Here is a 12,880-nt window from a genome sequence, read left to right as displayed (position 1 = left end):
GCGGCTGGCGGCGCATCTGCGCCAAGTCGCATAGTGTCGCACAACAATATCGAGCGCTCGATCATGGCCGCTACCAATCCACGACCCTTATCTCCCCACCTGTCGATCTGGCGGTGGGGGCCGCACATGGTGGTCTCGATCCTCCACCGCGCCACCGGTGTTGCGCTCACCATTGGCGGCCTCGCGGTGCTGACATGGTGGCTCATGGCGTTGGCCAAGGGAGCGGAGACCTACGCCGACTTCACGAAGGTCGCGGGAAGCCCGATTGGCCTCGTGGTGCTGATCGGCCTGACCTGGTCATTCTTCCAGCACCTGCTGTCCGGCATTCGGCATCTCGTCATGGACACGGGCGCGGCGTTCGAGCTGGGCGTCAACAAAACCTTCGCGGTCCTGACGATCATCGGGTCGGTCCTGCTGACCGCGGTGGTCTGGTTCTATATTCTGGGAGTTCGGACATGAGCCTCGGCGACAGCGCATCCCCGATCGGCAAGGTTCGCGGCCTCGGCTCCGCGCGCGAGGGCGGCGAGCATTGGCTGACGGAGCGGGTGACCAGCATAGCCTTGCTCCTCCTCGGAACCTGGCTGGTCGCGTCGTTGCTGTTCCTGCCGAACCTCGACCGGCAGACGGTACTCGAGTGGCTGCATGCGCCGAGCGCGGCCGTGCCAATGGCGCTGCTGGTGATCGTCGGTTTCCGCCATGCGCTCGACGGGATGAAGGTCGTCGTCGACGACTATGTCCATGACGCTGGCAACAACTTCGCCTTGAACACCCTGTTGCTGTTCCTCGCCGTTGCGGGTGGCGCGCTGGCGCTGTTCGCGCTCGGCACCATCGCGTTCGGAGCGATTGCGTGACCGCCTATCCGATCATCGACCATACTTACGACGTCGTCGTCGTCGGCGCCGGCGGCTCCGGCCTTCGCGCCACGATGGGCGCCGCCGGCCAGGGACTGAAGACGGCCTGCGTTACCAAGGTCTTTCCGACGCGCAGCCACACCGTAGCGGCGCAGGGCGGCATCGCTGCAAGCCTTGGCAACATGGGCCCGGACCATTGGACCTGGCACATGTACGATACGGTCAAGGGTTCCGACTGGCTCGGCGACCAGGACGCGATCGAATATCTGACCCGCGAAGCACCGGCCGCAGTTATCGAGCTGGAGCATGCCGGCATGCCGTTCAGCCGCACGGCCGAGGGCAAGATCTACCAGCGCGCGTTCGGCGGCATGACCCAGAACATGGGCGAAGGCCCGGCGGCGCAGCGCACCTGCGCGGCGGCCGACCGTACCGGCCATGCGATGCTTCACACGCTCTATCAACAGAGCCTGAAGTACGACGCCGACTTCTTCATCGAATATTTCGCCATCGACCTGATCATGGAAGATGGGGTTTGCCGCGGCGTTATCGCGCTGTCCCTCGACGACGGCTCGATGCACCGCTTCCGCGCGCAAGCCGTGGTGCTGGCGACCGGCGGCTACGGGCGGGTCTATTTCTCGGCGACCTCGGCGCACACCTGCACCGGCGACGGCAATGCGATGGTGCTACGCGCGGGATTGCCGCTGCAGGACATGGAGTTCGTCCAGTTCCACCCGACCGGCATCTACGGCGCTGGCGTGCTCATCACCGAGGGCGCGCGCGGCGAGGGCGGCTACCTGACGAACAGCGAAGGCGAGCGCTTCATGGAGCGCTACGCGCCGTCAGCGAAGGACCTCGCCAGCCGCGACGTCGTCTCACGCTCGATGGCGATGGAAATCCGCGAAGGCCGCGGCGTGGGTGAGCACAAGGACCATATCTTCCTTCATCTCGACCATATCGCGCCGGAGATCCTGGCCGAGCGCCTGCCGGGCATCACCGAAACGGCAATGACCTTCGCCGGCGTCGACCTGACCCGCCAGCCGATCCCGGTCGTGCCGACCGTCCACTACAATATGGGCGGCATCCCGACGAACTATCACGGCGAGGTCGTCACGCTGAAGGACGGCATGCCGGACACCGTCGTGCCGGGCCTGTTCGCGGTCGGCGAGGCGGCGTGCGTTAGCGTTCACGGCGCCAACCGGCTCGGCTCCAATAGCCTCATCGACCTCGTGGTGTTCGGCCGCGCCGCGGGCATGCGACTTGGCGAAGTGGTCAAGTCGGGTGCGTTGCAGGACGAGTTGCCGAAGAACAGCGCCGACCTTGCGCTCGGGCGTCTCGACAAGTTCCGCCACGCGGAAGGCGCCAGCCCGACTGCCGAAATCCGGCTAGAGATGCAGCGCACGATGCAGGCCGATTGCGGCGTGTTCCGCACGGACCGGACGCTCGGCGAAGGCGTCCAGAAGATCGACGCCGTGTTCTCGAAAATGGCCGACGTGCGTGTCAGCGACCGCAGCCTCATCTGGAACAGCGACCTTGTGGAGACGCTTGAGCTCGACAACCTGCTCGCGCAGGCGGTTGTCACCATGCATTGCGCCGCCAACCGCAAGGAGAGCCGCGGCGCGCACATGCAGGAAGACTATCCCAAGCGCGACGACAAGAACTGGATGAAGCACACGGTCGCCTGGTTCGACGCCTGGGGCGGCCGCTGGCCGAAGGGCGGCGTGCGGATCGACTACCGGCCGGTCCACGAGTTCACGCTCACCAACGACATCCAGTATATCAAGCCGAAGGCGCGGGTTTACTGATTAACCGTTCGTCGGCTCGTCGACCGCAACGGCGGGCCCGGCGAGTTTCGCTCTCCTCCTAGACTAGGGAGCGTTACGTCTCGCCCATTCGGGGGAGATGGCTCATGCGCTTGATGCCTGTCGTTACGATGTCGCTGCTCGCGGCCAGTGCATTAGCGGGAGCGCCGGCGCCCTATCTGCTCATCCCTGGTACCTTCGAGGAGGGGCGCCAGCCCGACGGCAACAGCATCATCCTCGACGCGCCCGGCGGCCTGATTGTCATCGACACCGGCCGCCACAAGGTGCAGCACGACAAGATCCTCGCAGCAGCGAAAGCACGCGGCAAGCCGATCGCGGCGATCATCAACACGCACTGGCATCTCGACCACACCGGCGGGAACCAGGAGATCCGGACAGCCTATCCGAAGGCGCGGGTCATCGCGTCGAACGCGGTCGCGGGTGCGCTGTCGGGATTCCTCAAGGACAGCCGCAAGGACGCGGAGGAATATTTGGCGAGCGGCGAGGTTGCGCAGGCGCAGAAGGCGGAGATTCTGGGCGACTTCGCCGCCATGGACGATCGCGCGGACCTGATGCCGACGGATCCGGTCACGGCTTCGGGCAAGCGCATGATCGCGGGCAGGCCGCTCGAGCTTCACCTGGCGCGCTTTGCTGCAACCGAAGGAGACGTCTGGGTCTACGATCCGAAGACGCGCACGGCCTATTCGGGCGATCTCGTCGTCGCCTTTGCGCCCTTCCTCGACACCGCATGTGTGGATGGGTGGTTCAAGGCGCTCGACCAGATTGAAGCCTCGTCCTTCGTCACGCTCGTTCCCGGGCATGGCGCGGCGATGAGCAGGAGCGACTTCGCGCAATGGAAAAGCGCCTTCCGGCACTTCGTCGATTGCGCGGACAGCGATGCGCCCGAGGAACAATGCATCGCTGGGTGGAAAAAGGACGCGGCGCGGTTCATCGCGCCGCTGGGCAAGCGGAACCTCGACGACCTGCTTGGCTATTATCTCGACAAGCGGCTCCGCGTGCCGCCCGCCGAGCGAAACAAATATTGTCCGGCGGCTAGACCGTCTTGAGCAGCGCGGCGTAGCGCGCGGCCTTTTCCGCGTAATGCGCGGCGGAAACGCGTAGGCCCTGCCGTTCCTCGTCGCTGAGCTGCCGGACGACACGCGCGGGCGAGCCGACAATCAGGCATCCCCGCTCGAATCTCTTGCCCTCGGTAATGAGCGCGCCCGCGCCGACCAGGCATTCCGGCTCCAGCACCGCGCCGTTCAGTATCCGCGCGCCCATGCCGATCAGGCAATCGTCGGCGATCGTGCAGCCGTGAAGGATCGCCTGGTGGCCGACTGTCACGCGCGCACCGATAGTAAGCGGGAAGCCCGGATCGCTGTGGCCGATCGCGCCATCTTGGATATTCGATTCCTCGCCGATGACGATCGGCGTGTTGTCGGCGCGGATGACGGCGCCGAACCAGACGCTTGCGCGCTGGCCGAGGCGAACATCGCCGATGAGATCGGCAGACGGCGCAGCCCAGGCCCCATCCACTAGCTGAGGCGAAAGATCGCCGATCGAATAGAGTGGCATGCGCCCACGCTAGCGCGGGTGACCGCTTCAGAAAAGGAAAGGCCCGGCAGTGCACGAAGCACCGCCGGGCCACCCCCTGTTACGCTACTGAGGGTTAGAAGCCGAGCGTGAGTGTCCCGGTGACCGCACGCGAGGCAACCGGCGTGAAGCGCGGCGCGCTGTTGCCGAAGCCATAGGCATTGATGCTCGTCGACAGGTTCCCGAAATAATGCTCGTTCAGGAGATTGATGACGTTGAGCTGCACATAGGACTTCTTGCCCGGGATGAAGTCGAGCCCGACGCGAGCGTCCATGTCCACGGTCGTATAGCCCTTGACCTTCACGTCGTTCACGTCGGTCGCCCAGCGCGCCCCGACATGTTTCGCCTGGATGCCCACGGTGACCGGCTTGAAGTCGACTTCGACGCGTCCGCCGTACTGCCACTTCGGCGTCTCGACGACGAACTTGCCGTCCGTCTTGCCGCAAACGTTGACCTTCTTGGTCCCGGTCGTCGGGATGGCGCTGCAGTAGAACTCAAACGGGCTTAGCGTCGATGCCGGAGGCGGGCTCGCGCTGTTATAGTTCACCGCGCCGATGAGGATGTCATCCTTCAGCTTGGCGTTGGTGTAGCTGAGCAAGCCGATGAGGTTCAGGTGGTGAACCGGCTTGACGCCAAGGCCGCCATCGAAGCCCCAGCTGCTGACCTTGCCGACGTTGCGGTCGATCGAAGTGTTCGTATCCGGGTCGTAAGACGTCACGATCCGGTTCTTGTAGCTGATCTTCCACAAGGTCGCCTGAGCCTGGAAGCGGCCCGATATGTAGCGGGTGCCCAGGTCGAAGGAGTCGGTCGTCTCCGGCTTCACCGAGATCACCGGCTGGCGATAGAGGTTATCCGTGCGCGGCGCGGACAGTCCCTTCGCATAGCTGGCGAACACGCTGAGACCCTGGTTGATGGCGAACGTCGCACCGATGTTCGGCAGGATCTTGTGATACTTGTACTTCGCCTTGAACGGCGCCCACAGGTCCTTGGAGCCGGCAGTGGTGGGGTCGATATCGGTCGGAACGATATGGTATCCGAGCGCCACCGGGTTCGCGATGCAGAGCGGGAAGCCCGAGCCCGTGACCGGCGTGTAGCAATGCTGATCGAGGTCGCGCACGAACCACGGCGAACGGACGCCGATTTCCAGGCGAAGCCGATCGTCAATGAACTTGCCGATATACTGACCCGACAGCTGGTTGAGCAGCGCGATCGAGGTACGGTCGCGGTTCTGCAGAACATCACCCGTCGCGGAGAGCAGCGGCGTGCCGTTCCGTCCAAAGAACGGATTGGTCAGATTGAAGTTCTCGTTGGTGTACGAATATTCGCCCGTCTGACGGTGATGAGCGCGATCGTAGGTGTAGGCGACGCGGAACGTGTTGTTCGGATCCATCCTCCACACCAGCGAGCTGAGCACCGTGATGCGGTTGGTATTCGTGATCGACGGGCGGCCGACGAGGAGCGTGTCCAGGTAGTCGCCATCGCGGTTGAGGTCGACGCCCTGCGAACCCGCGACACCCTGCTTCAGTAGGTCGTCACTTTCCTTCAGCAGCGCGCCCTGACCGCCGCCGTTGGCAAGCACGTACTGGTAGGTCGGATCGACCGTCAGCACGAGACCGTCGGCGAGGGTGAAGCGCGACTGACCGCGGATGTTGCCGGTGTTCGACGGGTTGATCTGCACGCCCAGCAGGTTGGTGACCGCCTGGCTCGCGAACGGACCGTCCGGCGTGTAGCAGACGTTGGTCGCGCTGGTCGCGCCGGTGCCCGGATCGGATTGCGCCGTTCCGTTGACGCCGACCGGACGGGTGACCGGATTGCCGCTCGCGTCGCGGCAAACGCCGGGATACGCGATGCGATTGATCTGACGCCATTGCGAGCTGCTGTAGTCGCCGACGACGACCGGGAACTCGGTCGGGCTGGACGGGACTTCGGTGGTGCCGAATAGCGTGCGGAGGTCGCTCAGGTTCGGGTTGTTATAGTTGTTGTTGCGGTTCTGGTTGTAGTGACCGGCAAGCGAGATGAAGTCGCCGCCCGAGCCGAGCGCCTGATAGATCTTTGCGTTCACCTGCCACTTGTCGATTTTGCCCGAGCCGCGCCACATGTCGTAAATGTTGCGGCTGCCGGCGATCCAGGCCTTGGTGCCGTACGGTCCGAACGCACCGGTCTGGACCATGCCGAAAACGCGGCGGAAATCGAACGTGCCGTACGAAGCGTCGGCGAGAACGCCGAAATTGTTGCTCGGAATCAGCGAACGGAAATTGACCGTGCCGCCCGCGGCCGAGGCCGTCGGCGAGTCGACGTCGGTCGCACCCAGGTTCACGTTGATCTGCTCGACCAACTCCGGATCAAGCTGCTGGTTGGGGTAGACGGCGTAGTTGCCGCTGTCGTTCAGGGGCACGCCGTCGAACGTCACGCTGACGCGGTTCCCGTCGAAGCCGCGGATGCGCAGGTTGCCGCCCGAGCTGCCGTACGGGTCGTTCTGGGTGAAGTTGACGCCCGGGATGTAGTTGATCGTGTTGAGCAACGTCTGCCCGGGGCTCTGCTTCGCAATATATTCTTGCGTGACCAGGCCCTTCGCCTTGGTCGAGTCCTGGATCACGATACCGTCGGTGCCCTTGCGAGCACGAGTGCCGGTGATGACGATGGAGTCTTTTTCGGTTTCGACCGTTCCGGTCGACTGAGCGTAAGCGGCAGTTGGCATGACGGCCATTGCCGTCGTGCAAAGCAGTACAAATTTCTTCACGGGTCCCCCCAGGACTGGACAAAGTTTTTGGGATGAGCGGGCCGCTATTCGTCGAATGCGACCGCTCGATTGACTTGCAGTGACGGTAAGAATTGAGTTGTGTTTCAGTTGAGTGACAGGCGGCCCGCTAACAGGCTCACGCTGAGTCATGCAACTGTCGCCCAGACCGCCTAGCGGCCTGACAACGCCCGATTCTTCAAGGATTCAGAAGCTTCTCCGATGTGCCGTTACCTGATTGCAACAGCCGCGCTTTTTTTGCTCGGGGCGGGTTCGTTCCCCGCTTCAGCCGCAAGGGCCGCCCGCCCAGCGCCGATCGACGTTCAAATCGTCGCGTTCAACGACTTCCATGGCAACATCGAGTCGCCGCCTGACGTGCCGACGATCGGCCTGGCCGACGGGACCGAGCTGAAGCAGCGGCTCGGCGGCGTCAGCGCGCTTGCCGCGGCGGTCCAGCGACTGCGGGCAGGGCACAAACGTACCATCACGGTGTCCGCCGGCGACCTCATCGGCGCCTCGCCGCTGGTATCGGCCTACTTCCTGGACGAACCGACGATCGACGCGATGAATGCGGTCGGCCTGAGCCTGAACGCGGTTGGCAATCACGAATTCGACAAGGGCCCGAACGAGCTGACCCGCATGCAGCGCGGCGGGTGTCAGAAATATACGACCAGGATCCCGTGCCGGCTCGAGCCGTTCGGAGGGGCGCGCTTCTCTTTCCTGGCCGCCAATGTGTTCGACAGATCGGGAGCGACGATTTTTCCGGGCAGCGCGGTTCGCCGGTTCGGGCCCGTTCGCATCGGTTTCATCGGCATGACGCTCCAAGGGACCGGGACGCTGGTGACTCCTGCGGGCGTAGCCGGCCTGACCTTCGCGGATGAGGCCGCAACGGCGAATGCGCTGGTCCCGAAGCTGAAGGCAGCCGGCGCGGATACGATTGTCCTCCTGATCCACCAGGGCGCGAAGGCGCCGACAACTTTCCAGCAATCTGGCTGCGAGGGAATTGCCGGGCCGATCTTCGACGTCATGGACAAGCTGGATCCGGCGATTTCGGTGATCGTCTCCGGCCACACCCATTATGCCTATGTGTGCAAGTTGAAGCGCGCGGGCGCGGAGCGGCTGCTGACGAGCGGCGGCAAGTACGGCTACCTCGTCACCGACATCCGCCTCAAGTTCGACCCGCGCACGCACGCGCTGCGCGACTCGTCCGCCATGAACGTTCCGGTCAGGCCGGAGCTTGGCGGCGACCCGCAAATTGCCTCGCTTGTGAAGCGCTATGCGGAAGCCGCCGCGCCGGCCGCGGCGCGCGTCGTTGGCCGGCTTCGCAGTCCTGCCCCCAAGTCCGAGACCGATGAGGAATCGCCGGCAGGGGACCTCATCGCCGATGCCCAGCTCGCCGCGACGTGGCCGCAATCGCGGGGAGCCGCCGATCTGTCGTTCACCAATGCGACCGGTGTGCGGACCGGGCTTCAAACCCAAGCCGACGGGACGGTCACCTACGGCCAGATCTTTGCCGTACAGCCGTTTGGAAACAATCTCGTCGTGAAGTCCCTGACCGGCGCGGAGTTGAAGGACCTGCTCGAACAGCAGTTCAAGGTCGAGAATGGCCAGCCCAAGCTTGCGTCGATGCTCCTGCCTTCATCGAACTTCCGTTTCAGCTACGATCTGTCGCGGCCGGAGGGGCAGCGCATCGTGTCGATGACGCTCGACCGCAAGTTGATCGATGCGGCACGTCGCTATCGCGTGACCGTCAACAACTTCCTCGCCTCGGGCGGCGACGGCTTCTCCGTCTTCGCGCGCGAAAAGGACGCGCAGGATTCGGGCCTCGATCTGGATGCGCTGGAAGCTTACCTTGGCGGCAATCCGGCAATCGTCGGCGGCCGCGTCACGAGGATGGAGACAAGCCGATAGTCGCTGAAGAGCGATGGTGCCCAGGAGAGGACTCGAACCTCCACGCCCTTGCGAGCGCCAGCACCTGAAGCTGGTGCGTCTACCAATTCCGCCACCTGGGCACGGTGCTCATCGTTTCTGGCAGGCGGCGGCGCTTAGGGGCCGCTGACCCGCCTTGTCAATCTAGGAACGCAGAGGCTATCGCGCCACCCCATGATCGAACGCGCGGACGAGCTTGTAACGGTATTTGGCGGCGGCGGCTTCATCGGCCGCTACGTCTGCGAAGCGCTGATGAAAAGCAGGGTTCGCGTTCGCGTCGCCCAGCGCAACCCGCGCCAGGCTTACAGCATCCAGCCGTTAAGCCAGGTCGGTCAGCTCGGCTTCGTGCGGGCGGACATCACCGACAGTGAGAGCGTCCGCCACGCGGTCCGCGGCGCAAGTACGGTCATCAACCTGTGCGGGGTTTTCGGCCGGCAGATGCGCGCGGTGCATATCGACGGCGCGCGCAACGTAGCCGAAGAGGCGCGCGACGCGGGCGCAGAGGCGCTCGTGCAGATTTCCGCCATTGGCGCCGACGTCCACTCGCCCTCGCTCTATGGCGAATCAAAGGGCGAAGGCGAGCTTGAGGCCCGCAAGGCCTTCCCGAACGCGACGATCATCCGGCCTTCGCTGGTCTTTGGGCCGGAGGATAATCTCACCAACCGGTTCGCCGGAATGGCGAGCCTGCCGTTTCTCCCGGTGATTGCCGGCAATCGCAAATTCCAGCCCGTCTTCGTCCGCGACCTTGGCAAGGCAATAGCGCTTGCGGCGATCCAGCCGCAGAAGTTCGGCGGCAAGACCTACGAAATTGGCGGCCCGCAGATCATGAGCATGGTCGAGCTTCACGAGGCGATCCTCGATCTGACCGGCCAGCGCCCGGACATCGTTCCGCTGCCCGACCTGTTCGGGCGGTTGCTGTCGAGCTTCGGCTGGCTGCCCGGCGCGCCACTCACCCGCGACCAGTGGCTGATGCTCCAGCGCGACAATGTAGCGTCGGGCGAGCTGCCCGGACTCGAAGCATTCGGCATCGACGCCACCCCGCTAGCGGCCGTCGGCTACGAATGGCTCGGCCGCTTCCACAAGGGCGGCAAGTTCGCCGGGCGGCGAATTCATTTGACCGCCACCAACTGAGCCTTGCAGCCCTAGCCGATGCCAATCCTCCTGATCGCGATCATCCTCGGCATCGTCGAGGGCGTCACCGAATTCCTCCCAGTCTCGTCGACGGGGCACCTCATTCTTGCGACCGAGCTTCTCGGTTTCGACGCCGACAAATGGGCGGCGTTCAACGTCATCATCCAGCTCGGCGCGATCCTTGCGATCGTCGTGCTCTATTGGCGAACCTTCTGGGCGGTGCTGGAAGGGATGTTCAAAGGCCAGGCAATCTCCTGGCGTTTCGTCCGCAACATCCTGATCGGCTTCCTGCCCTCGGCGATCCTCGGCTTCCTCCTGATCAACAAGATCGAATTGCTGCTCGGCAACGCTATGGTCGTGGCGGTTGCCTTCATTGTGGGCGGCATCGCCATCCTCGTCATAGAACGCATGGTGAAGGAGACGCCGATCGTCGGCGTTGCGGAGATGCCGCTTGGCACCGTCATCGGCGTCGGCATCGTCCAATGCCTGGCCATGATCCCGGGTGTCAGCCGCTCAGGCGCAACGATCATGGGCGGGCTCAGCCTTGGCGTCGAGCGGCGCACCGCCGCCGAGTTCAGCTTCTTTCTCGCGATCCCGACGATGGTTGGCGCGACCACGCTGGAACTGGTGAAGCATCGCGACACGCTCATGGCCGGCGCAAGCGGGATTGGCTTCAGCGCCGTCGCCGTCGGATTCGTCGTCAGCTTCGTCGTCGCGGTCGTCGTGGTGAAGGCCTTCGTTCACTACATCTCGCGCCACGGGTTCGGGCCCTTCGCCTGGTACCGCATCATCGTCGGCACCGTCGCGCTGGCATGGCTGGCGATGCGCTGAGTTTATTCTGGACGCAGCCAATGCTAAGCTGCGGCCATGCGTAAGCTCTTGATTCTCCTGCCGGCACTGATGTTTGCGACGCCCGCGATCGCGCAACAAGCTCCTTCAGCCCCGAACACGATCCAATTGCCCCCGCAGCTCACGGACCCTGCGACGATCAACCGGGTGACGCGCGGGATGCAGGCCATGTCGAAGGCGCTTCTCGACATCCGAGTCGGCGAGCTCCAAGCCGCCGTTGAGGGCAGGGAAGCGACGCCGGCTGAAAGACGCATGACGGTTCGCGACGTCGCCCGGCGCGACGATCCCAACTTCGAACGAAATCTGCAGCGGCAGATCGCGCAGGCGCAGCCGATGATGCAGCAGGCGGCCAGGACGCTGAACGAGGCGCTCCCCGCGATGATGGATGGCCTGCAGCAGGCGAGCAGGGCGATCGAACGCGCCGCCGCAAATATGCCTGACCCAACCTATCCGAAGCGCTAGACGCACCGCGCTCACACGCTAAAGCTGCCCCGCCATGTGGCAGCTTTTCCAGTTCCCGCTTTGCCCCTTTTCAAGGAAAGTCCGGCTCGTCCTCGCAGAGAAGGGGGTGGGCCATGAGCTCGTGCGCGAAAACCCGTGGGAGAAGCGCGACGAGTTCATCGACCTGAACCCCGCCGGCGAGACTCCTGTGCTGGTCGAGCCCGATCAGGGCATCACGCTGATCGGCTCGCAGCCTATCGTCGAATATCTCGACGAGACGGTCGATCGAATGCCGATGATCCACGGCAACGCCCAGCTCCGCGCCGAAATCCGTCGCGTCGTCGAATGGTTCGACATCAAACTCTATCGCGAGGCGGTCGAGCCGCTGATGAACGAGCGGATGAGGAAGCGCATCGTCAGCCGGGAGAGCCCCGACACGCGGATATTGCGCGAAGCGATGCGTGTCGCTTCCGAGCATCTCGATTATCTCGACTATTTGCTCGACCACCGCCGCTGGCTTGCCGGGCCGGGCCTGAGCCTCGCCGACTTCACCGCGGCCGCGCATTTGTCGGTGATCGATTACCTCGGCGCGCTCGACTGGCGGGGGCACAAGCAGACCAAGGACTGGTATGCCGTGATGAAATCACGGCCCTGCTTCCGGCCGCTGCTTGGCGAGCGGATGGAAGTGATCGTGCCGCCCGGCCATTACGACAAGGTGGATTTCTAAGCGCTAGCGAAGGCGAGGCGCTTGATCAGCTTCTGCACCTTCAGCGCAGTAAAGGTCGCAGCCAGCAACAAGGCGGTCGAACCTAGGCGGGAGCCGCCGCGACCAGAAAATTCAATCTTACATCGTCGCTGAGGTGGAGACCCTTAGTCGGGCTCCAGGCGATGCCCTCGACGTCGAGGCACTTGAGACCAGCCCCGGACAGAAGAACCTGCAATCGCTCCGGCGAAAGAAACTTGTCGAAGTCGTGGGTACCCTTCGGTATCTGACCGACGCGTTCGCCGATGGTGATCATCATCAGGCGCGACCAGCCGGTGGCGTTGGGTGTCGACATGATCAGCAGACCGTTGGGTGCGAGACGCGTCGCCAGCGCCTTCACGAAGGCGCCTGGGTCCGCGACATGTTCGACCACTTCCATGCAGGTTATAAGGTCGTACTTGCCGTCCAGCGCCTGGACGTCGCCCGAACGATAATCGATCTTCAGGCCGACGGCCGCGGCATGCTGTCGAGCGATTGCGATGACTTCGGGGGATGCATCGATGCCGGTGACCGTCGCGCCCAACCTCGCCAATGGCTCCGCCAGGAGGCCGGCACCGCAGCCGACGTCGAGCGCACTCTTTCCCTCCAGCGGCCGACGGTTGCACTCGTCGCACTGCCAATGCTGGTCGACCATGTCGCGGACATATTTGAGGCGAACCGGATTGAGCTTGTGGAGCATCGCCGACGCGCCGTTCGGGTCCCACCAATCTGCGGCGAGCTTGCCGAAGTGCTCGGCCTCCGCGGGCAGGATGCTTGTCTGGACCATGCGCCACCCCTAACAGGGCGC

Annotated in this window: 12 protein-coding genes and 1 tRNA gene; 9 read left to right on the top strand and 4 right to left on the bottom strand. The window is 64.1% G+C overall.

Annotation, left to right across the window (positions count from 1 at the left end; all coding sequences use genetic code 11):
• The first annotated feature begins 63 nt into the window (after window positions 1-63).
• The 4 genes from sdhC (at window position 64) to ABD704_RS07745 (ending at window position 3,717) form a co-directional block, all read left to right on the top strand.
• Window positions 64-459, top strand: a complete 396-nt coding sequence (gene sdhC / locus ABD704_RS07760) for a succinate dehydrogenase, cytochrome b556 subunit (RefSeq protein WP_344700511.1) — start codon at window positions 64-66, stop codon at window positions 457-459.
• On the top strand, window positions 456-851 hold the full coding sequence (sdhD, locus tag ABD704_RS07755; RefSeq protein ID WP_344699108.1) for a succinate dehydrogenase, hydrophobic membrane anchor protein: 396 nt from the start codon (window positions 456-458) through the stop codon (window positions 849-851). Before sdhC ends, sdhD begins: the two co-directional genes overlap by 4 nt.
• Window positions 848-2,653 (top strand): succinate dehydrogenase flavoprotein subunit, encoded by a 1,806-nt coding sequence (gene sdhA, locus ABD704_RS07750; RefSeq protein WP_344699107.1) that lies wholly within the window; start codon window positions 848-850, stop codon window positions 2,651-2,653. Before sdhD ends, sdhA begins: the two co-directional genes overlap by 4 nt.
• 104 nt (window positions 2,654-2,757) lie before the next feature.
• Window positions 2,758-3,717: an MBL fold metallo-hydrolase gene (locus ABD704_RS07745; RefSeq protein WP_344699106.1), complete on the top strand. Its 960-nt coding sequence runs from the start codon at window positions 2,758-2,760 to the stop codon at window positions 3,715-3,717.
• Here ABD704_RS07745 and ABD704_RS07740 read toward each other — a convergent pair.
• Window positions 3,704-4,225, bottom strand: coding sequence for a gamma carbonic anhydrase family protein (locus ABD704_RS07740; RefSeq protein ID WP_344699105.1), 522 nt, complete (start codon window positions 4,223-4,225; stop codon window positions 3,704-3,706). The genes ABD704_RS07745 and ABD704_RS07740 overlap by 14 nt on opposite strands.
• A 94-nt stretch (window positions 4,226-4,319) precedes the next feature.
• Window positions 4,320-6,983, bottom strand: a complete 2,664-nt coding sequence (locus ABD704_RS07735; RefSeq protein WP_344699104.1) for a TonB-dependent receptor — start codon at window positions 6,981-6,983, stop codon at window positions 4,320-4,322.
• Window positions 6,984-7,238: 255 nt separating this feature from the next.
• Between ABD704_RS07735 and ABD704_RS07730 the strand changes: the two genes are divergently transcribed.
• Window positions 7,239-8,891 (top strand): bifunctional metallophosphatase/5'-nucleotidase, encoded by a 1,653-nt coding sequence (locus tag ABD704_RS07730; protein WP_344699103.1) that lies wholly within the window; start codon window positions 7,239-7,241, stop codon window positions 8,889-8,891.
• Between the two features lie 14 nt (window positions 8,892-8,905).
• Here the strand turns inward: ABD704_RS07730 and ABD704_RS07725 are convergent.
• A tRNA-Leu gene (locus tag ABD704_RS07725) sits at window positions 8,906-8,992 on the bottom strand.
• Between the two features lie 91 nt (window positions 8,993-9,083).
• Between ABD704_RS07725 and ABD704_RS07720 the strand changes: the two genes are divergently transcribed.
• Genes ABD704_RS07720 through ABD704_RS07705 form a run of 4 tightly spaced genes read left to right on the top strand, consistent with a single transcriptional unit; the run spans window position 9,084 to window position 12,057 of the window.
• The gene (locus ABD704_RS07720) at window positions 9,084-10,040 is read left to right on the top strand and encodes a complex I NDUFA9 subunit family protein (protein WP_344699102.1); all 957 of its coding nucleotides are present in this window, start codon (window positions 9,084-9,086) and stop codon (window positions 10,038-10,040) included.
• 18 nt (window positions 10,041-10,058) lie between these two features.
• A complete protein-coding gene (locus ABD704_RS07715; RefSeq protein WP_344699101.1) occupies window positions 10,059-10,871 on the top strand; it encodes an undecaprenyl-diphosphate phosphatase in 813 nt (270 codons plus the stop codon).
• Window positions 10,872-10,907: 36 nt separating this feature from the next.
• Complete coding sequence (locus tag ABD704_RS07710) at window positions 10,908-11,351, top strand: hypothetical protein (RefSeq protein WP_344699100.1); 444 nt, start codon at window positions 10,908-10,910, stop codon at window positions 11,349-11,351.
• A 34-nt stretch (window positions 11,352-11,385) separates the two neighbouring features.
• Entirely contained in the window at window positions 11,386-12,057 is a 672-nt protein-coding gene (locus tag ABD704_RS07705) for a glutathione S-transferase family protein (protein ID WP_344699099.1), read from the top strand.
• Window positions 12,058-12,139: 82 nt separating this feature from the next.
• Here ABD704_RS07705 and ubiG read toward each other — a convergent pair whose 3' ends face one another.
• Entirely contained in the window at window positions 12,140-12,859 is a 720-nt protein-coding gene (gene ubiG, locus ABD704_RS07700) for a bifunctional 2-polyprenyl-6-hydroxyphenol methylase/3-demethylubiquinol 3-O-methyltransferase UbiG (protein WP_344699098.1), read from the bottom strand.
• Window positions 12,860-12,880 lie beyond the last annotated feature (21 nt).

The sequence above is a fragment of the Sphingomonas limnosediminicola genome (genome assembly GCF_039537965.1).
GTDB lineage: Bacteria > Pseudomonadota > Alphaproteobacteria > Sphingomonadales > Sphingomonadaceae > Sphingomicrobium > Sphingomicrobium limnosediminicola.
This window is presented reverse-complemented; position numbering and strand designations above follow the sequence as displayed.

Coding starts and splice junctions, on each gene's coding strand:
- sdhC (WP_344700511.1), top strand. CDS start 64: ATGGCCGCTACCAATCCACGACCCTTATCTCCCCACCTGTCGATCTGG.
- sdhD (WP_344699108.1), top strand. CDS start 456: ATGAGCCTCGGCGACAGCGCATCCCCGATCGGCAAGGTTCGCGGCCTC.
- ABD704_RS07745 (WP_344699106.1), top strand. CDS start 2,758: ATGCGCTTGATGCCTGTCGTTACGATGTCGCTGCTCGCGGCCAGTGCA.
- ABD704_RS07740 (WP_344699105.1), bottom strand. CDS start 4,225: ATGCCACTCTATTCGATCGGCGATCTTTCGCCTCAGCTAGTGGATGGG.
- ABD704_RS07720 (WP_344699102.1), top strand. CDS start 9,084: ATGATCGAACGCGCGGACGAGCTTGTAACGGTATTTGGCGGCGGCGGC.
- ABD704_RS07715 (WP_344699101.1), top strand. CDS start 10,059: ATGCCAATCCTCCTGATCGCGATCATCCTCGGCATCGTCGAGGGCGTC.
- ABD704_RS07710 (WP_344699100.1), top strand. CDS start 10,908: ATGCGTAAGCTCTTGATTCTCCTGCCGGCACTGATGTTTGCGACGCCC.
- ABD704_RS07705 (WP_344699099.1), top strand. CDS start 11,386: ATGTGGCAGCTTTTCCAGTTCCCGCTTTGCCCCTTTTCAAGGAAAGTC.
- ubiG (WP_344699098.1), bottom strand. CDS start 12,859: ATGGTCCAGACAAGCATCCTGCCCGCGGAGGCCGAGCACTTCGGCAAG.